Origin of the sequence: Streptomyces sp. NPDC127190 (assembly GCF_042672505.1) — a bacterium.
Taxonomy (GTDB): Bacteria; Actinomycetota; Actinomycetes; order Streptomycetales; family Streptomycetaceae; genus Streptomyces.
Map to the genome: position 1 here is coordinate 28,034 of NZ_JBHXVE010000019.1, position 16,081 is coordinate 44,114.

Sequence of the window (16,081 nt, forward strand, 5' to 3'; positions counted from 1 at the left end):
GCCGTAAAGCCCATAAAGCAGCCCACCCGCCTCCAGGTCGATTTGGGGCGGGTGGGTCAGGTGTGGGGGAGAGGCGTTACAGCACCGTCAGTTTGAGGATGCCGAAGGCCGCTGCTGCCACCAGGGCTGCTGCCGGCATGGTGATGAACCAGCCCAGGACGATGTTCTTGGCCACGCCCCAGCGGACCGCGTTGACCCGCTTGGTCGCGCCGACGCCCATGATCGCCGAGGTGATGACATGGGTGGTGGAGATCGGCGCCTTGAAGAGGAACGCCGTACCGAACATGATCGACGCGCCGGTGGCCTCCGCGGCGAAGCCCTGCGGCGGGTCCAGCTCGATGATCTTGCGGCCGAGGGTGCGCATGATGCGCCAGCCGCCGGCGTAGGTGCCGAGCGACAGCATGACCGCCGAGACGATCTTCACCCAGACCGGGATCGGGGCGCCGAAGGTGGTGTGGCCGGAGATCACCAGGGCCATCACCACGACACCCATCGTCTTCTGGGCGTCCTGGAGGCCGTGACCGAGGGCCATACCGGCCGCCGACACCGTCTGCGCTATGCGGAAGCCCCGCTTCGCCTTGTGCGGGTTGGCGCGGCGGAACAGCCACATGATCGCCAGCATCGCCAGATAGCCGATGATCAGGCCGACCACGGGGGACAGGATCATCGGGATGATGATCTTGTCGACGACGCCGTTCCAGTGGACCGCCGTACCGCCCGCCAGGGCCGCGCCCACCAGGCCGCCGAACAGCGCGTGGGAGGAGGAGGACGGCAGGCCGTAGTACCAGGTGACCAGGTTCCAGGCGATGGCGCCGACGAGGGCGGCGAAGAGGATGCCCATGCCGGTGGAGCCGGAGGGCGACTCGATCAGGCCCTCGCTGACCGTCTTGGCGACCCCGGAGCCGAGGAAGGCGCCGGCCAGGTTCATCACGGCCGCCATGGCGAGGGCGGCGCGCGGGGTGAGGGCGCGGGTCGACACGGACGTCGCGATCGCGTTCGCCGAGTCGTGGAAGCCGTTGGTGTACGTGAAGAGGAGCGCGACCGCGATGGTCACGACCAGGGCGAGGGTGGCCATCGACGCCTCAGGACTCCTTGACGGCGATGGTCTCCACCGTGTTCGCCACGTGCTCGAACGCGTCCGCCGCCTCTTCCAGGACGTCCACGATCTGCTTGAGCTTGAGCACCTCGATCGCGTCGTACTTGCCGTTGAAGAGGTGGGCCAGCAGCTTGCGGTGGATCTGGTCGGCCTGGTTCTCGAGGCGGTTGACCTCGATCCAGTACTCGGTCAGGTTGTCCATCGTGCGGAGGTTCGGCATCGCCTCCGCGGTCAGCTCGGCCGCGCGCGCGAGGACCTCGATCTGCTGCTCGACGCCCTTCGGCAGCTCCTCGACGTTGTAGAGGACGACGAGGTCGACGGCCTCCTCCATGAAGTCCATGATGTCGTCCAGGGAACCGGCGAGGGCGTAGATGTCCTCGCGGTCGAACGGCGTGATGAACGAGGAGTTCAGCTGGTGGAAGATCGCATGCGTGGCGTCGTCACCTGCGTGTTCCGCGGCCCGCATACGCTCTGCGATCTCGGCCCGGGCGGACGAGTCCGCCCCGAGCAGTTCCATCAGGAGTTTCGAGCCCGTGACGATGTTGTCCGCGGATGCGGCGAACATGTCGTAGAAGCTCGTCTCCCTGGGGGTCAGACGAAAGCGCACGTGTGGTCCTCGGGGTGCTTCGGTTTCGGTCAGGCTGATGCTAGGCGCATCATCCGGCCACGGCTAATGGGCCGTCCCCCAGTGTCGCCCATCAGGCACAGTGATCAGCACGGGGGCGTACCAAGGGGTCCCTACCCCGCGAAGTTGGTTACCATATACCCAATGGGGGTATGTGTTCACAATTGCTCGTCCCTGGACGGAGGCCCGCGATGACGACGACCGAGGCCGGCGCCACGCACGCCACCACGCACGGCTACCACAAGCAGAAGGACGAGCACCTCAAGCGGCTGCGCCGGATCGAGGGGCAGATCCGCGGGTTGCAGCGCATGGTGGACGAGGACACCTACTGCATCGACATACTCACCCAGGTCTCCGCCTCCACCAAGGCGCTCCAGTCGTTCGCGCTCCAGCTGCTGGAGGAGCATCTGCGGCACTGTGTCGCCGACGCGGCGCTGAAGGGCGGGGACGAGATCGAGGCGAAGGTGGAAGAGGCGACCAAGGCGATCGGGCGGCTGCTGCGCACCTGAGCCGAGGCGTCAGCGGGTGGCTGAAACCGGCTGCTGGGGGGCGGGGCGGTCCTCCGAGACGCGGAGCACCTGGTCGATGCGCTCCGGGCTGAGCCGGTCCTCTGCGGCCGAGGCCGCGATGATCAGCTCTCCGCACAGCTCGATCTCGGCGAGGGCCACGTGGTCCTGAACCGCCGTGCCGCCGACCGGAGCCACTCGTCTCACCTCTTCTCTGCCGTCACCGCTTCCTAGGGTAGGGAGCTCCCTACGCACCGCGCATGGCACGGACGGGCTAGTAGGGGGTGGCGGCACGGACTAGTCGCGGCCCCTGGCACCGCCCCTTCCCCCCTCCTCTCCGCCGTCCTCCGCGATCCGGCCCGCGTAGATGTCCCGGCCGGCCGGAAGCCGTACGTCGGCGGGGCTGCCGAAGTCGTACAGCAGGGTCGTCGAGGCGACCGCCACGGGCGTCTGCTGCCGGCCGTTGACGAAGCTGAAGCGCTGCCTGAGCTTGCGGATCCGGCCCTGGTCGTCCAGATAGGCGTCGAACGGCACCTCGGCCGTGGCGAACCCTTTCGCCGCGGCGGCGAGCGCCGCCCGGTCGGGCGGGCCCGCGTACCGGGCGGCGCGGGCCAGGTCCGCCGTGCCCCGGTAGTGCCGTACCGCGGTCCCGGCGACCTCGGCCGGGCCCAGGTACGTCGCCTCGCGCGTCCCGCGCAGCACCTCCGCCGCCGTGTACGGGTCGGTCGCGCCGCCGGTGACCAGGTTGCCGTCGGAGAGGCCGGCGGTGTCCACCCGTACCCACTTGTCGGCCGGCACCCCGGCGCCGCGGTTCTTCATGAACAGCGCGCCCGGCGCCAGCAGCTCGGTGATGGGCCGGTGTTCCGGGGCGCCGGCCGGGTCCTCGGGCAGGACGACGGTGAGTCGGCCGAGGTGGCGCCGGTAGTCGTAGACGCCCTTGCCGCGGATGGTGACCCGGGTGCCGCCGGTGGCCATCTCCATGGAGGTGGTGGCCTTCGACGTGCCCGCTCCGGCGAGGTTGTCGGCCGCCCGGTGCAGCAGGGGCACCGGGTCGCCGGCGCCCTTGGCGGCCTCGGCGGCGGCGCCGCTGCCGGAACAGCCCGAGGTGCCCGATCCGAGGCCCAGCACGATCCCCAGGGCGAGGACCGTCCTGCCCGCGCGCCACCGCTGCCGCCGATCCATCGCCTGCCTACCCCCAGCCGGGTACGTCCGTCACGGGCCCACCTGTCGACCGGTTAACGACCGGTAGGGGGTGCCGTCACGCGCCGTCGGTACGGGGGGAGGAGCAAAAGGCATACGACCGTACGAGCCTTTTACCTCGGGTGGGTAACGTTGTCGGGGTGGCGCAGGAGGACGGGCCGGAGCGGGTCCGACAGGGGCAGGAGCACCTCACCTCGACGATGGAACAGGGCCGTTTCTGTGTGGCCCGGTGCAGTTGCGGCTGGCGCGGCCCCGCCCGCAGAGCCCGCAGCCAGGCGCGTACGGACGCGGAGCATCACGCCGCCGAGCTGTGAAAGGCGTCCACCAGGTCCCGGTCGCGGGGCTGGGTGAGCCGGGCGCGGGCCTCCTCCGGGGAGAGCCAGCGGACCCGGTCGACCTCGGCGTTCGGCGTGAAGTGGCCGGAGACCGCCTCGGCCGCCCAGTACCGCACCTGCTTCGGGCGGCCGCCCGCCAGATAGTGCAGGGTGGGCAGCTCGGGGCCGGGCCGCGCCGTGTAGCCGGTCTCCTCGGCGACCTCGCGCAGGGCGCCCGCGAGCGCGTCCTCGCCCCGCTTGAGCTTGCCTTTCGGATGCGACCAATCGTCATATTTGGGTCGGTGGACCAGGCAGATCTCCAGCTCGCCGGTGAGGGGCGAGCGGCGCCACAGGACGCAGCCCGCCGCCCGGACCGGGGTGTCGTTCACACCGCCTCCTGTCTAGGGAGTGCCGACCGTCTGCTTCTGCCAGGCCTGCTGGAAGGCGAACCTGGCCGCCTCGACCTCGTGCCGCTGGTCGGCGTGGAGGACACCGAGGGCGTAGGCCGTCGCCGGGGCGATCCGCGGGGTGCGGGCCGCCTGGGCCGCCGCGGCCGCCGCCTCCGAGGCGTCCCGGTGCCGGTTCAGGGCCCGGCCCGCGGTCAGCAGCCGTACGTCCACCGGGGTGTTGCCGCCGTGCAGCACCTCCTGGGCGTACCGGTGCAGGCGCAGCAGCAGGCGGACCTGGTGCCAGGGGCCGTCCTGGGGGTGCGGGGACGGGTCCGGGGACAGGCCGTGGACCAGGGCCTCCGCGTTGTAGGGGTGGCCGGCGGTGACCAGGGGCAGGGCGACGACGGCGTCCGTGAGGCGTTCCTCGGCGGCCCTGGCCAGGGGGTGCAGGCCGGTGTCGGAGGCGCCGGCGGTGAGTGGCACCTCGCTGGCGAGTAAGGCCACCTTGTCGGCCACGGCGTGGAAGCGGCTGGAGCCCAGGGCCTGGAGGGCCGTGGAGTGCGCCCTGGTCCGGGCGAGGGTGAGCTGGCGGTCCAGGAGGGCGCCCGCCTTCGCCGCGCCCACGGTGAGGTTGCCGCGCTCCGGGGCCGCTGTGGCGCGGGCCGGGCCGGCGGCGGTGTCCAGTGTCCGCGCGGCCGTGGCCGAGGCGCCCGCAGCTTTGGCCGAGGCGCCTCCGGCCCGGCCGTCGGCCAGGGCCTGGGCTCCTCCGGGGCGGCCGTCCGCCATCGCCTGGGCCGGGAACACCGTCGCCCCCGACAGCCGGTGCAGCGCCAGCAGCAGCCGCTCCAGGCGGGACTCGTAGGCGTGTTCCAGGGCCAGGGTGCCGGAGACCCAGGCCAGTTCGGGCCGCATCTCCTCGGCCCAGTCGGGGTCGAGGAGGGTGCGGAAGGTGTGCAGGCTGGCGCTGATACGACGGGCCGAGCGGCGCAGCAGCAGGGCCGCGTCGACGGTCTCCTCCGTGCCGCCGGCCGCGCTGCCGCCGGTCTCCCGGTGCAGGCGCAGCGCGCGGAGGAACTCCGTGGCCTGGGTGCGCAGATACGCCGCGAGGGCGTCCCCGGTCACCACCCCGGCCGCGGGGTCCGTCGGGTCAAGGTGTTGCTGTGCCACGCCGGCGCCTCCGGGCGTCTATGAGCATCTCCTGGACGTTGCGCAGGGGTTGGCCGTCCGCGTCGGTCGCGTGTCGCGTCCACTCGCCGTCCGGGCCGAGGTGCCAGGAGGCGGTGGAGTCGGACATGCCGGTGTCCAGCAGCCGGTTGAGGGCTGCGCGGTGGCCGGGGTCGACGACCCGGACCAGGGCCTCTATCCGGCGGTCGAGGTTGCGGTGCATCATGTCGGCGCTGCCGATCCACACCTCGGGCTCGCCGCCGTTGCCGAAGGCGAAGACCCGGGAGTGCTCCAGGAAGCGGCCGAGGACGGAGCGGACCCGGATGTTCTCCGACAGGCCCGCGACGCCGGGGCGGATCGCGCAGATGCCGCGCACCCAGACGTCCACCGGCACGCCCGCCTGGGACGCGCGGTAGAGGGCGTCGATGACCGCCTCGTCCACCATCGAGTTGACCTTGATGCGGACGAAGGCCGGGCGGCCCGCGCGGTGGTGCTGGACCTCCTTGTCGATCCGCGAGACCAGGCCGTCGCGCAGCGACTTGGGGGCCACCAGCAGCCGGCGGTAGGTCTCGCGGCGCGAGTAGCCGGACAGCCGGTTGAAGAGGTCGGAGAGGTCCGCGCCGACCTGCGGGTCGGCGGTGAGCAGGCCGAGGTCCTCGTACAGCCGGGCGGTCTTCGGGTGGTAGTTGCCGGTGCCGACGTGGCTGTAGCGGCGCAGGGTGTCGCCCTCCTGGCGGACCACCAGGGACAGCTTGCAGTGGGTCTTCAGGCCGACCAGGCCGTAGACGACGTGGCAGCCGGCCTCCTCCAGCTTGCGCGCCCACTTGATGTTGGCGTGCTCGTCGAAGCGGGCCTTGATCTCGACCAGGACCAGGACCTGCTTGCCGGACTCGGCGGCGTCGATGAGCGCGTCGACTATGGGGGAGTCGCCGGAGGTGCGGTACAGGGTCTGCTTGATGGCGAGGACGTCCGGGTCGGCCGCCGCCTGCTCCAGGAAGGCCTGCACGGAGGTGGAGAAGCTGTCGTACGGGTGGTGCAGCAGGACGTCCCGGGCGCGCAGGGCGGCGAAGATGTCGGGGGCCGACGCGGACTCGACCTCGGCGAGGTCGCGGTGGGTGCCGGCGACGAACTTCCGGTACTTCAGTTCCGGCCGGTCGAGGCTGTGGATGCGGAAGAGGCCGGTGAGGTCCAGCGGGCCGGGCAGCGGGTAGACCTCCGCCTCGGAGATCTTCAGCTCGCGGACCAGCAGGTCCAGTACCTCGCGGTCGATGGACTCCTCGACCTCCAGGCGCACGGGCGGCCCGAAGCGGCGCCGCATCAGTTCCTTCTCCAGGGCCTGGAGGAGGTTCTCGGTGTCGTCCTCCTCCACTTCCAGGTCCTCGTTGCGGGTGAGCCGGAAGGCGTGGGACTCCAGCACCTCCATGCCGGGGAACAGCTCTTCCAGGTGCGCGGCGATGACGTCCTCGACGGGGACGTACCGGCCGGGGCTGCTCTCCAGGAAGCGGGACAGCAGCGGCGGCACCTTCACACGCGCGAAGTGCTTGTGGCCGCTGACCGGGTTGCGCACGATCACGGCCAGGTTCAGGGACAGGCCGGAGATGTACGGGAAGGGGTGCGCCGGGTCGACGGCCAGCGGGGTGAGCACGGGGAAGATGCGGTGCCGGAACAGCGTGAACAGGCTGGCCTGCTCCTTGTCGGTCAGCTCGTTCCAGCGGACCAGGTGGATGCCCTCCTCCGCGAGCGCGGGGGCGACGTCCTCGTGGTAGCAGGCGGCGTGCCGGGCCATCAGCTCGCGCGAGCGGGCCCAGATCATCTCCAGGACCTCGCGTGGCTGGAGCCCGGAGGCGGACCGGGTGGCCACCCCGGTGGCGATACGGCGCTTCAGGCCGGCGACCCGGACCATGAAGAACTCGTCCAGGTTGCTGGCGAAGATCGCGAGGAAGTTGGCGCGCTCCAGCAGCGGGGTGTCCGGGTCCTCGGCCAGCTCCAGCACCCGCTCGTTGAAGGCGAGCCAGCTGCGCTCCCGGTCGAGGAACCGGCCCTGCGGCAGGGGGGTGCCGCCGGTCGCGGACTCCTCGTACGCGTCGAGGTCCGCGTCGATGTCGGGTTCCAGGTCGGAGACGGTCGCCGCCACGGTGTGCGGGCGGTGAGCGGCTATGGAGCCCACGGGGGGCTGGGCGGGCTGGACCGGTGCCTGGGCTTCTTGCTGACTCATGAACCCATTCTTCCGCGCCGAGGGCATCACAGGCGCGTCGGAACGTGCGGGCGGCAGCGGCACCACCCCGTTCGGCACCGGCCCCTCGGGGGGCGGCGAAGGCTCAGGCACGGCGGGCTTCATTGGCCGAGCGTCGCAAGCCCGGCTGAATCACTGGTTACGGCGACATGACGTGCGGGATAGCGGGGGGCGGCTCCCGAGGGGCCGGCGGCGGGTTGCCGCCGGCCGCGCTCACGAGGTGAGGCGGCGCAGCACGCGGAAGGAGGCGAGCGCCAGCAGGGCGGCGGCGGTGAGGAGCAGCGCGGTGGTGAGGAGTTGGAGCGGCCAGTAGTGCGAGGCGGGGTGGTAGGTGTTGAAGTAGCCGACGGCGTGCGCCCGGCGCAGGGCGGCGTCGCACTGGGTCTCGCTGAGGCAGTCCGGCAGCGGGAGCCGGGCGCCGGTGCGGGTGACCAGGCCCTGGCCGAGGGAGATGCCCACGCCCGTGGGGCCGCCCGCCTTCAGGTCGCTGACCTGGGTGACCGTGGGCCACAGGTGCGGCATCAGCTGCTGGGCGAGGCTCTGCACACCGAGGGTGACCGCCGTGCCGAGGGCGAGCGCGGGCAGCGTACGGCGGACCAGCAGGCCCGCCAGCGCGCCGGCCGCGAGCCCGGCGAGGGCCAGGGCGGCGATGGTGGGGCCGTTGGCGTGGAAGGTCCAGATGTCGTACCAGCTCTTGCGGGTGTCGATACGGCCCCGGCCCGCTTCCCAGGCGAGGCGGTGCAGCCAGAACAGCAGCGAGGTGCCGGCGGTGACGAGGACCGCGGGGACGGCCAGCCGTACGGCGAGCCAGCGGGCGGGGGAGGCGGCCTGGGTCCAGGCCAGCCGGGCGGTGCCGGTCTCCAGTTCCCGGGCGGTCAGCGTGGCGCCCGCCCAGGCGGCGACCAGGAGGGGCAGCGCGTCCAGGGCGTAGGTGAGCCAGTTGTAGGCGTCCTTGTAGCGGATGATCGCCGACTGGTCGTACCGGCAGCGGGGGGTCGTACAGGCGTTGTACTGCCGCCAGCCGTCGGCGGCCGCGTCGGCGAGCGGGCCGTGCAGCGCGAGCAGCGCGGCGGCCAGGGCGACGACCAGGGCCGCCCAGGTGTACAGGGCGGGGCGGTGCAGGCGCAGCAGCCAGCGGGCCTGGCGGGGGCGGGCCGGGGTGGTGCGGGCGGGGGCGATGGTCGCGGTGGTCATGCGGCGCACTCCTGGGTGAGGCTCGGCGCCTCGGGGTTGCGGAGATGGGCGAGGACCAGTTCCTCCAGCGAGGGCACCGTGGTGCGCCAGTCGGCGGGGAGCGGTCCGGTGGGGCGGAGCAGCGCGCTCAGCTGGCGGCCGGTGACCCGGGACTCCACCACGGTGTGCGCGCCGAGGTCGGCGGAGGCGGCGCCGGAGACCCGGCGGTGGGCGGCGAGCAGGTCGTCGATCTCCCCGGCCAGCCGTATCCGTCCGCCGCCGACCAGCAGCAGATGGTCGCAGGAGTCCTCCAGCTCGGCGACGACGTGCGAGGACATCACGATGGTGGTGCCGTACTGGGCGGCCTGGGACATCAGCGTGCCCATGAGGTCGTGCCGGGCCAGCGGGTCGAGGTCGGCCATCGGTTCGTCCAGGAGCAGCAGTCCGGGCCGTTTGCCGAGGGCGAGGGCGAGCGCGACGCGGGTGCGCTGGCCGCCGGAGAGGGAGCGGATCCGGGTGCCGGGGTCGAGGTCGCCGGCGGCGACCACGCGCGCGGCGAGGTCCGCGTCCCAGCGCTCCGGGTTGAGGTCGGCGCCCATGCGCAGTGTCTCGGCGACGGTGAGCTGCGGGTACAGGGGCTTGTCCTGGGCGACGAAGCCGACCCGGGGGCGGGCCGCGGCGGGGGTCGTGCCGAGCACCCGGAGCCGCCCTTCGGTGGGCGGGAGCAGTCCGGCGGCGAGGGCGAGGAGGGTGGACTTGCCGGCGCCGTTCGGCCCGACGAGCGCGCACACCCGCCCGGTGGGGAGCCGGAAGGCGCAGTCGCGCAGGCCCCAGCCTCCCCGGCGTCCGAAGCGCCTGCCGAGGCCTTCCGCCTCGATCGCGGTGCCGCTCATGACTGTTCTCCCTGGAAGTGCGTGTCGAGTACGGCGGTGAAGAGCGCAACCACGTCCTCGCGCTCCAGGCCCGCCGCGTGGGCGCGCCGGGCCCAGTCCGCCAGCTCGGTGCGGAGCGGGGAGTCGGCCGGGGCGGTGCCCAGCGTCCGGCGGACGAAGGTGCCGAGTCCGCGCCGCGCCTCGACCAGGCCCTCCCGCTCCAGTTCGCGGTAGGCCTTGAGGACGGTGTTGGGGTTGATCGCGGTGGCCTCGACCACCTCGCGGGCCGTGGGCAGCCGGTCGCCGGGCACCAGCAGGTTCAGCCGGATGGCCTGCTTGGTCTGCTGGACGATCTGCATGTAGGTGGCGACCCCGCTGTGCCGGTCGATGCGGTACTCGACCACCCGCTCCACCACCCTTTCACTAATTGAGTAGTGAAAGGGTGGTGGAAGCGGGGGTCGGAAGTCAAGCCGAAATTGCCCGGTGGTTCCGTGAACCGATCAGCCGGTCCGGTCCGATGAGGAGATGTGAGCGAGACGAGAAGCGACGGGGAGCTGCTGCGGGCCATCGCGGCGGACCGGGACCGGCGCGCGTTCGAGGAGCTGTACCGGCGGTACGCGCCCTGGCTGACCGCGCGGCTGCGCGGCCGCTGCGCCGACCCCGGGCTCGTGGACGACGTCGTACAGGAGACGTTCCTCGGCATCTGGCGGGGCAAGGCCCGCTACCGCGAGGACGGGTCCGCCCCGGACGCCGCCGGATGGCTGTGGCGGATCGCGGCGCGCCGGCTGGTCGACGCGCTGCGCGGCGACGGGGCCCGCGGCCGGCTGCGGCAGGCGCTGGCCCGGCTGCGCCACCGGGACGAGGTGTCCGCCGAGGAGCGGGTGCTGGCCGGGGTGGAGCACGGGGATCTGGCGGGCGCGCTGGTCCGGCTCTCCCCGGAGCTGCGGGCGGTGCTCCAGGCGACGGTGGTCGACGGCCTGACCACGCGGGAGGCGGCCGTCCTGCTCGGGATCCCCCCGGGCACGGTCAAGACACGGGCGATGCGCGCCCGGAAGCAACTGCGGGAGGCGCTGGCATGAGCCGGGACATGGCCGAAGGCGCCGGGGCGACCTGGCATCTCGGGTCGGAGGAGTTGCGGGCCTATGCGCGCGGCGAGCTGGTGGCCCCGCTGCTGTGGTCCGCCGACACCCATCTCGCCGGCTGCGCGCGCTGCCGGTCGGTGCTGGCCGAGGCCGCGGACCCGGAGGCGCTGGACGCGGGCTGGGCGCGGCTGGACGCGGAGCTGGACGCGCCGCGCCCTGGCCTGCTGGAGCGGCTGCTGGTACGGCTCGGGGCCGCCGACCACACGGCCCGGCTGCTGGCCGCGACCCCGGTGCTGCGCCGCTCCTGGCTCACCGCGGTGTCGCTGCTGCTGGCGCTGTCGGTGCTCACCGCGCACTCCGCGCACTCGGACCGGCTCTTCCTGGCCGTGGCGCCGCTGCTGCCGCTCGCCGGGGTCGCCCTCTCCTACGGGCCCGCGCTGGACCCGACGTACGAGATGGCGGTCGTCGCGCCGCTGCACGGCTTCCGGCTGCTGATGATCCGCACGGTCGCCGTGCTCGTCGCCGGGCTGGGCCTGACCGGGCTGGCCACGCTGTTCCTGCCGGGCTTCGGGCTGGGCGCGCTCGGCTGGCTGCTGCCCTCGCTCGCGCTCACCGCGACCGGGCTCGCGCTGACGCCCCGGCTCGGCCCCGTCCTCGCCCCCTCGCTCACCGGCGGGGCCTGGGCCGTGCTGCTGCTGGCGGCAGGCGGGGCACCGGGCGGCGGCGACCGGGTGCCGGTGCCGTTCACCGCGGCCGGGCAGGGGGTGGCGGCGGGGGTCGCCGCGCTCGCCGCCGCGCTGCTCTACCTCGCCCGCGACCGCTTCGACCGCTCGGTTCTCGCACACGGGGGTTCCGAGTGACGGGGGTGGCGGCCGGGCGGGTTCCGGTGGGGGTGCGGTGCGCCCTTGCCGGGGTCGCCGGGCCGGTGCAGGTGCCGTGTGCCCTTGCCGGGGTCGCCGGGCCGGTGCGGGTGCCGTGTGCCCTTGCCGGGTCGCCGGGGCCGTCCGGGTGCCGTGTGCCCTTGCCGGGTCCGCCAAGCCCGCCGTACCTCGCTGCCGACCGTTTCGACCGCTCGGTCCTCGCACACGGGGGTTCCGAGTGACGGGGGTGGCGGCCGGGCGGGTTCCGGTGGGGGTGCGGTGCGCCCTCGCCGGGAACGCCGGGCCCGTGCGGGTGTCGTGCGCCCTCGCCGGGAACGCCGGGCCCGTGCGGGTGCCGTGCGCCCTCGCCAGGTCCGCTGGGCCCGTGCAGGCGCCGTGCGCTCTCGCCGGGGTCGCCGGGCCCGTCCGGGTGCCGTGCGCTCTCGCCGGGCCGCCGTACCCCGCTCATGACCGTTTCGACCGTTCCGCCTGTACCCACGGGGGTTCCGTATGACCGACTCCGATCTGATCACCGTCTCCGCCTCCGGGCTGGAGCTGCGCTACGGCGCCGTCCGCGCCCTCGACGACGTCGCGCTGCGGCTGCGGCCGGGCGTCACCGGGCTGCTCGGTCCCAACGGGGCCGGGAAGACCACCCTGTTGCGGGTGCTCGCCACCGCCGTACCGGCCGACCGGGGCGCCTTCACGGTGCTCGGCCACGACCCGGCCACCGCCCGCGGCCGGCAGGACGTGCGGCGCGTGCTCGGCTATCTGCCGCAGACGCCCGGCTTCCACCCGGACTTCACTCCGTTCGAGTTCGTGGACTACGTCGCGATCCTGAAGGAGATGACCGACCGCGCCGCCCGGCACCAGGAGGTGCGGCGCGTCCTGGCGGAGGTCGACCTCGGCGACGTACGCGGCAAGCGCATCAAGAAGCTGTCCGGCGGCATGCGGCAGCGGGTCGCGCTGGCCGCCGCGCTCGTCGGCGACCCGGGGTTCCTGGTGCTGGACGAGCCGACCGTCGGCCTCGACCCCGAACAGCGCATGCGGTTCAGGGAGTTGATCGCATCCGCCGGTGAGGGCCGGACCGTGCTGCTGTCCACCCACCAGACCGAGGACGTGGCGATGCTCTGCCACCGCGTGCTGGTCATGGCCGGCGGACGCATCCGCTTCGACGGCACCCCCGCCGAGCTGACCGCACGGGCCGCCGGACGGGTGTGGAGCAGCACCGAGCGCGACCCCGGCGCGAAGGCCGGCTGGCGCACCGGTACGGGCGCCTTCCGCAACGTCGGCCGTCCGCCCGAGGGCGCCGACCTGCTCGAACCCACCCTGGAGGACGGCTATCTGCTCACCCTCGACGGCGACCGCGCGGAGGTGACGGCATGACCACCGCCCTCACCCGCAACGCCGCCCCGGCCGCCGCCGTACGCACCGGGAACCGCGGCTCGTGGGCGGCCGTCGCCGCCCTCGCCCGCTTCGAGGGCCGCAGGCTGCTGCTGCGCGTCCCCGTCCTCGTCGTTCTCGCCGCCTGCGCGGCCTGGATCGGCTGGCACACCACCCGGCCCGGGGACGACTACCCGGTCCTCCAGGACGCCGACCGCGCCACCCAGGGCGGCGGGCTGTTCGTCGGCCTCGTGGTGCTGGTGTGCGCCAACCACGCCGTGCTGCGCTCCCGGCGCCGGGACACCGAACGCCACTTCGCCGTGCTGGTGCTGCCGCCCGGCCACCGCACGGCCGCGCACGCGCTGTCCGTCGTACCGGTGGCGCTGGTCACCGCGGTGGGCGTGGCCGTCCAGTTCGGCTGGGAGGCGCTCAAGCCGGGTGCGGTGGGCCGGGGTTCGGTGGCCGAGCTGCTGGTCGCGCCGCTGGTGGTGCTGCTGTTCGGGGCGGCCGGGGTGCTGCTGGCCCGGCTGCTGCCGTTCACCGCCGTCGCGCCGATGCTGGTCGTGGTGTTCTTCCTGCTGTTCGTCGGCGCCGCCTTCCCCTTCGGCGGGGAACGGGGGGCCGCCTGGCTGCTGCCGGTGGTCTCCACGTCCGGCGTGCATCCCTTCCCCTCCGCCCTGCTGGCCCGCCCGGCCGGCTGGCACGCCCTGTATCTCGCCGGGTTCGCGCTGACGCTGACGCTGGCCGCGGTGCTGGTCGCCGGCGGCCGGGCGTGGGCCGTACGGGGGGCGTTCGCCCTCGCGCTGGCCGCGACCGTGCTCGGCGGGGTGGTGCAGACCGGGCCGCTGCCCGACGCGACGACCGCCGCCCGGGCGCGGGCCTCGCTCACCCCGGAGGCCGACCAGACCTGTGTACGACGGGGACCGTCCTCCTACTGCGCCTTCCCCGAGTGGACGCCCCGCGTCGCGGACTGGGCGCGGATCGTGGACCGGGTGCAGGCTCTCGCGGGCGGCGACGCGCACGGCCGGCCGCTGCTGGTACGACAGCGGCTGGAGGCGCGCTACGGCCTCGACGTGGACTCGGCGCTCGCCCCCGCGACCCGCCGCCACCAGGTGACCGTGGGCACCGCCTGGGGCGGCAACCGGGTCCCGGAGTTCTCCACGGCCGTGGCCGGGGTGCTGGTCGCGGGCGACGAGCGGGCGGCGAGCCGGCTGTGCGACGGGCGGATGGTCACCGTGATGTGGCTGTCCCTGGCCTGGCAGTCCGACCCGGAGACCGAACTGCGGCACGTACGGCTGGACGACAGCCTCTCCGGCGACGCGGTCGTGCTCTCCCGGACCGAGCCGCTGCGCATGACGGGCGCCCAGACCAAGGTGGTGCGGGCGCTGTTCCACCGGCCGCTGTACAGCGTGGCGGCGCGGATGAAGGCCCACTGGGACGAGCTGACCGCCCCCGGCGTCTCCACGTCCGAGGCGGCGCGGCTGCTGGGTGCGAAGGTGACGGTGGGGGCGGACCGATGCGGCACGTGACGAAGCTGCGGGACGGCCTGGGGGCGTTGGGGGCGGCGGTGTGGCGGATGTTGCCCTGGCGGGCGCTCGGGACCGCCGCGGTGACCGGGCTGGTGCCCCTCGCGGTCGCCCGCTTGGACGCCGGCAGGCCCGGTCCCCTCGCCGCGCTGCTCATGCTGCGCTGTGCCGCCCTCGCGCTCGCCCTGGGCGTCGGCTTCCTGCTGGACGACCCCGCCCGGCACACCACGGCCGCGGTCCCGGTCGGCCGGGGTGTCCGTGCCGTGCTGCGGGCCGCGCTGGCGGTGCCCTTCCTGGCGCTGTGCTGGACGGCCGCGCTGCTGCTGGTACCCGGCCCGGTCCGGCCGCCGTACGGGGGCGTCACCCTGGAGGCGGCCGCCGCCTGCGCCCTCGGGCTGGCCGCGGCCACGGTCGCCGGCCGCCTGACCGACGAGCCGGAACCCGGCCGCACGGTGGTGGCGGCCCTGCTCACCACCGCCCTCCTCGCGCCCTTCCTGCTGCCCCACAGCTGGGGCCTGTTCACCACCCCGGCCGACCCGGGGTGGGCCGGGGCGCACCAGCGCTGGGCGTGGCTGCTGGCGGGCGCGCTGGCGGTGGGCGCGGTGGCGCTCAGGGAGCCGCTGCGGCGCCGGGCCGGGGCGCTCAGGTCTCGGTGCGGTACATCAGGTCGGTCTCGTACGTCGTGAAGCCCAGCCGTTCGTACACCGACACGGCCGCCTTGTTGTCGGCGTCGACGTAGAGCATCGCGGTCGGCAGGCCCCGGTCGGCCAGGTGGCGCAGGCCGATCGTGGTGAGCGCCTTGCCGAGGCCGCCGCCCTGCTCACCGGGGCGCACACCGACGACGTACACCTCGCCGAGCTGCTCCGCCGCGTGCACCTTGGTCCAGTGGAAGCCGATCAGCTCCCCGTCCCGCTCGGCGAGGAAGAACCCGGCCGGGTCGAACCACGGCTCGGCCTTGCGGTCGTCGAGGTCCCGCTGGGTCAGCGAGCCCTGTTCGGGGTGGTGGGCGAAGGCGGCCGCGTTGACCGCTAGCCAGGCCGCGTCGTCCTTGCCGGGCACGAAGGCGCGCACGGTCACGCCCGCGGGCAGCACCGGGTCGGGCAGCTCCAGGTCCGCCAACCGGAGCCGCATCTGGCGCAGTTCGCGGAACAGGGTGAGGCCGAGCACCTGCGCGAGATGCCGGGCGGCGGCGTGCCCGCCGTGCGCCCACACCCGCAGCCGCTTGCCGGACGCGGCGAGCAGCGCGGTGCCGAGCGCCCGGCCGTGCCCGTGGCCGCGCTGTCCCGGGTGGACGACCAGCTCGGCGGCCGGTGCCTCCACCGGGTCGGTGTCCTCCAGCTGGGCGTAGCCGACGAGTTCGCCGTCGACGCTCAGCAGCAGGTGCGCGACGCCCTCGCGGGCACCCCCGCGCAGTTGCAGCCGGCCCTGCTCGGACACCGGCTGCTGGCCGTCGACCCGCGCGGCCTCGGCGATCAGCCCGAGCACGGCCTCGGCCTGGTCCGGGGTGAGCGCGGAGTAGGTCTCGATGGAGCGGGAGGGGAAGGCACGTACGGTGTCGTCGCTGCTCATGGGTACGAGGGTAGTCGGCCGGGCCCGGGGCGTGACCGAACACCGCGAAGCGGCCGGGGAGTCGAGCGGGCCCCGGCCGCTTCACCCCGCGG

Annotated in this window: 18 protein-coding genes; 7 read left to right on the top strand and 11 right to left on the bottom strand. The window is 73.9% G+C overall.

Translation table 11 applies throughout. The features are described 5' to 3' along the window. Positions 1-76: 76 nt before the first annotated feature. Positions 77-1,075: an anion permease gene (locus ACFVIU_RS26440; RefSeq protein ID WP_385845504.1), complete on the bottom strand. Its 999-nt coding sequence runs from the start codon at positions 1,073-1,075 to the stop codon at positions 77-79. Positions 1,076-1,082: 7 nt separating this feature from the next. Further along, positions 1,083-1,703, bottom strand: coding sequence for a DUF47 domain-containing protein (locus ACFVIU_RS26445; RefSeq protein ID WP_015493282.1), 621 nt, complete (start codon positions 1,701-1,703; stop codon positions 1,083-1,085). Positions 1,704-1,912: 209 nt separating this feature from the next. On the opposite strand from ACFVIU_RS26445, the gene ACFVIU_RS26450 reads away from it, so the two are divergent. Then, entirely contained in the window at positions 1,913-2,230 is a 318-nt protein-coding gene (locus tag ACFVIU_RS26450; protein ID WP_385845505.1) for a metal-sensitive transcriptional regulator, read from the top strand. 9 nt (positions 2,231-2,239) lie between these two features. Here the strand turns inward: ACFVIU_RS26450 and ACFVIU_RS26455 are convergent, their stop codons facing one another. Continuing rightward, positions 2,240-2,434, bottom strand: coding sequence for a hypothetical protein (locus ACFVIU_RS26455; protein ID WP_385845506.1), 195 nt, complete (start codon positions 2,432-2,434; stop codon positions 2,240-2,242). A 90-nt stretch (positions 2,435-2,524) separates the two neighbouring features. Next, complete coding sequence (locus ACFVIU_RS26460; RefSeq protein ID WP_385845507.1) at positions 2,525-3,409, bottom strand: hypothetical protein; 885 nt, start codon at positions 3,407-3,409, stop codon at positions 2,525-2,527. Positions 3,410-3,567: 158 nt separating this feature from the next. Between ACFVIU_RS26460 and ACFVIU_RS26465 the strand changes: the two genes are divergently transcribed. Then, a complete protein-coding gene (locus tag ACFVIU_RS26465; RefSeq protein ID WP_385845508.1) occupies positions 3,568-3,741 on the top strand; it encodes a hypothetical protein in 174 nt (57 codons plus the stop codon). Here the strand turns inward: ACFVIU_RS26465 and ACFVIU_RS26470 are convergent. From ACFVIU_RS26470 to ACFVIU_RS26495, 6 genes are all read right to left on the bottom strand, one after another. Beyond that, on the bottom strand, positions 3,723-4,130 hold the full coding sequence (locus ACFVIU_RS26470) for an NUDIX hydrolase (protein WP_385845509.1): 408 nt from the start codon (positions 4,128-4,130) through the stop codon (positions 3,723-3,725). The genes ACFVIU_RS26465 and ACFVIU_RS26470 overlap by 19 nt on opposite strands. A gap of 12 nt (positions 4,131-4,142) precedes the next feature. Next, positions 4,143-5,297, bottom strand: coding sequence for a CHAD domain-containing protein (locus ACFVIU_RS26475; RefSeq protein ID WP_385845510.1), 1,155 nt, complete (start codon positions 5,295-5,297; stop codon positions 4,143-4,145). Continuing rightward, positions 5,278-7,632, bottom strand: a complete 2,355-nt coding sequence (locus ACFVIU_RS26480; protein WP_385845511.1) for an RNA degradosome polyphosphate kinase — start codon at positions 7,630-7,632, stop codon at positions 5,278-5,280. Before ACFVIU_RS26480 ends, ACFVIU_RS26475 begins: the two co-directional genes overlap by 20 nt. Positions 7,633-7,740: 108 nt before the next feature. Beyond that, entirely contained in the window at positions 7,741-8,721 is a 981-nt protein-coding gene (locus ACFVIU_RS26485) for an ABC transporter permease (RefSeq protein WP_385845512.1), read from the bottom strand. Further along, complete coding sequence (locus ACFVIU_RS26490; RefSeq protein WP_385845513.1) at positions 8,718-9,593, bottom strand: ABC transporter ATP-binding protein; 876 nt, start codon at positions 9,591-9,593, stop codon at positions 8,718-8,720. Before ACFVIU_RS26490 ends, ACFVIU_RS26485 begins: the two co-directional genes overlap by 4 nt. Further along, positions 9,590-9,976 carry a GntR family transcriptional regulator gene (locus ACFVIU_RS26495; protein ID WP_385845689.1) on the bottom strand — a complete coding sequence of 129 codons (387 nt, stop codon included), beginning with the start codon at positions 9,974-9,976 and terminating at the stop codon, positions 9,590-9,592. Before ACFVIU_RS26495 ends, ACFVIU_RS26490 begins: the two co-directional genes overlap by 4 nt. A gap of 123 nt (positions 9,977-10,099) precedes the next feature. Here ACFVIU_RS26495 and ACFVIU_RS26500 point away from each other — a divergent pair, with 123 nt between their 5' ends. The 5 genes from ACFVIU_RS26500 (at position 10,100) to ACFVIU_RS26520 (ending at position 15,106) form a co-directional block, all read left to right on the top strand. Next, positions 10,100-10,651: an RNA polymerase sigma factor gene (locus tag ACFVIU_RS26500; RefSeq protein ID WP_385845514.1), complete on the top strand. Its 552-nt coding sequence runs from the start codon at positions 10,100-10,102 to the stop codon at positions 10,649-10,651. Continuing rightward, positions 10,648-11,514: a zf-HC2 domain-containing protein gene (locus ACFVIU_RS26505; RefSeq protein ID WP_385845515.1), complete on the top strand. Its 867-nt coding sequence runs from the start codon at positions 10,648-10,650 to the stop codon at positions 11,512-11,514. Before ACFVIU_RS26500 ends, ACFVIU_RS26505 begins: the two co-directional genes overlap by 4 nt. A 510-nt stretch (positions 11,515-12,024) precedes the next feature. Further along, a complete protein-coding gene (locus ACFVIU_RS26510) occupies positions 12,025-12,897 on the top strand; it encodes an ABC transporter ATP-binding protein (protein ID WP_385845516.1) in 873 nt (290 codons plus the stop codon). Beyond that, entirely contained in the window at positions 12,894-14,423 is a 1,530-nt protein-coding gene (locus ACFVIU_RS26515; RefSeq protein ID WP_385845517.1) for an ABC transporter permease, read from the top strand. Before ACFVIU_RS26510 ends, ACFVIU_RS26515 begins: the two co-directional genes overlap by 4 nt. Next, positions 14,411-15,106, top strand: coding sequence for an ABC transporter (locus tag ACFVIU_RS26520; protein ID WP_385845518.1), 696 nt, complete (start codon positions 14,411-14,413; stop codon positions 15,104-15,106). Before ACFVIU_RS26515 ends, ACFVIU_RS26520 begins: the two co-directional genes overlap by 13 nt. On the opposite strand, the gene mshD is transcribed toward ACFVIU_RS26520, so the two are convergent. After that, positions 15,063-15,989: a mycothiol synthase gene (mshD, locus tag ACFVIU_RS26525; RefSeq protein WP_385845519.1), complete on the bottom strand. Its 927-nt coding sequence runs from the start codon at positions 15,987-15,989 to the stop codon at positions 15,063-15,065. The two genes, ACFVIU_RS26520 and mshD, sit on opposite strands and share 44 nt — an antisense overlap. Positions 15,990-16,081: the final 92 nt, after the last annotated feature.

Coding starts and splice junctions, on each gene's coding strand:
- ACFVIU_RS26440 (WP_385845504.1), bottom strand. CDS start 1,075: ATGGCCACCCTCGCCCTGGTCGTGACCATCGCGGTCGCGCTCCTCTTC.
- ACFVIU_RS26450 (WP_385845505.1), top strand. CDS start 1,913: ATGACGACGACCGAGGCCGGCGCCACGCACGCCACCACGCACGGCTAC.
- ACFVIU_RS26460 (WP_385845507.1), bottom strand. CDS start 3,409: ATGGATCGGCGGCAGCGGTGGCGCGCGGGCAGGACGGTCCTCGCCCTG.
- ACFVIU_RS26480 (WP_385845511.1), bottom strand. CDS start 7,632: ATGAAGCCCGCCGTGCCTGAGCCTTCGCCGCCCCCCGAGGGGCCGGTG.
- ACFVIU_RS26485 (WP_385845512.1), bottom strand. CDS start 8,721: ATGACCACCGCGACCATCGCCCCCGCCCGCACCACCCCGGCCCGCCCC.
- ACFVIU_RS26490 (WP_385845513.1), bottom strand. CDS start 9,593: ATGAGCGGCACCGCGATCGAGGCGGAAGGCCTCGGCAGGCGCTTCGGA.
- ACFVIU_RS26505 (WP_385845515.1), top strand. CDS start 10,648: ATGAGCCGGGACATGGCCGAAGGCGCCGGGGCGACCTGGCATCTCGGG.
- ACFVIU_RS26510 (WP_385845516.1), top strand. CDS start 12,025: ATGACCGACTCCGATCTGATCACCGTCTCCGCCTCCGGGCTGGAGCTG.
- ACFVIU_RS26515 (WP_385845517.1), top strand. CDS start 12,894: ATGACCACCGCCCTCACCCGCAACGCCGCCCCGGCCGCCGCCGTACGC.
- ACFVIU_RS26520 (WP_385845518.1), top strand. CDS start 14,411: ATGCGGCACGTGACGAAGCTGCGGGACGGCCTGGGGGCGTTGGGGGCG.
- mshD (WP_385845519.1), bottom strand. CDS start 15,989: ATGAGCAGCGACGACACCGTACGTGCCTTCCCCTCCCGCTCCATCGAG.